General features: G+C 62.0%; 1 protein-coding gene. It reads left to right on the top strand.

All coding sequences use genetic code 11. The features are described 5' to 3' along the window. Positions 1-45: 45 nt before the first annotated feature. Positions 46-750 (top strand): tyrosine-type recombinase/integrase (locus AACY45_RS27180; RefSeq protein WP_339548515.1); only part of this gene is annotated, 705 nt, incomplete at its 3' end.

The following is a 750-nucleotide window of genomic DNA, read 5'->3' as shown; positions in this document are numbered from 1 at the left end:
GCCGATGCTCATGAAAATCGCGCAGCCATGGCCGGGAGAACCGTCATGCTGAGCACGCAGATTGCCAGATACGTCTCGCTGTATCGCAGCTTGGGGCGGAAGTTCTCGGAACAGGAACGACTGCTGCGCCAATACGCCGCTTTCGCTGAACGCTTCGGTGACCGGCACACCCGAGTGCAGCGCATCTACGACTGGTGCCACACGGCAAGCTCGCAAAACGTGGCTCGCCATAGGTACGACGCTGCTCGTAACTTCAGCCTTTTCGCTCATGCCGAGGACCCAGACAACGAAGTCCCGCCTGTCGGCGTTTTCGGCCGGGGGAAGCGGCCACGTCACACTCCGACCATAATCGAAGCGGACCAGGTGCGTGCGATCATGGCGGCGGCATTGAACGTTCCGCCCCATGGCACGATTAGCCCATACACGTACCATTACCTGTTCGGCCTGCTCGCGGCGACAGGTCTCCGGATTTCCGAGGCTCTCGCGCTACAGTGCAACGATCTGGTCGAGGATGGGCTGGTCGTCCGCAACGGCAAGTTCGGCAAGCAGCGACTGATCGCCTTGCAGCCATCGACGCGCCAAGCACTCGAAGCCTACATTGCGATCCGCGCGAAGCACCCGGCCAAGTGTAATGACCTGTTCGTCACTATCCGGGGGCGGGCGCCGCACAAGGTGCGCGCCCACGTCGTGTTCGTCAGGTTGGCCCGGCTTCTCGGATATCGTGGAGCAACCGGTACGGCAGGCATGCGA

This window comes from Pseudomonas sp. RA_35y_Pfl2_P32, assembly GCF_963970735.1.
Classification (GTDB): Bacteria; Pseudomonadota; Gammaproteobacteria; order Pseudomonadales; family Pseudomonadaceae; genus Aquipseudomonas.
Note: the sequence above shows the minus strand (reverse complement) of the source record. Positions and strands in the feature narration are given on the sequence as shown.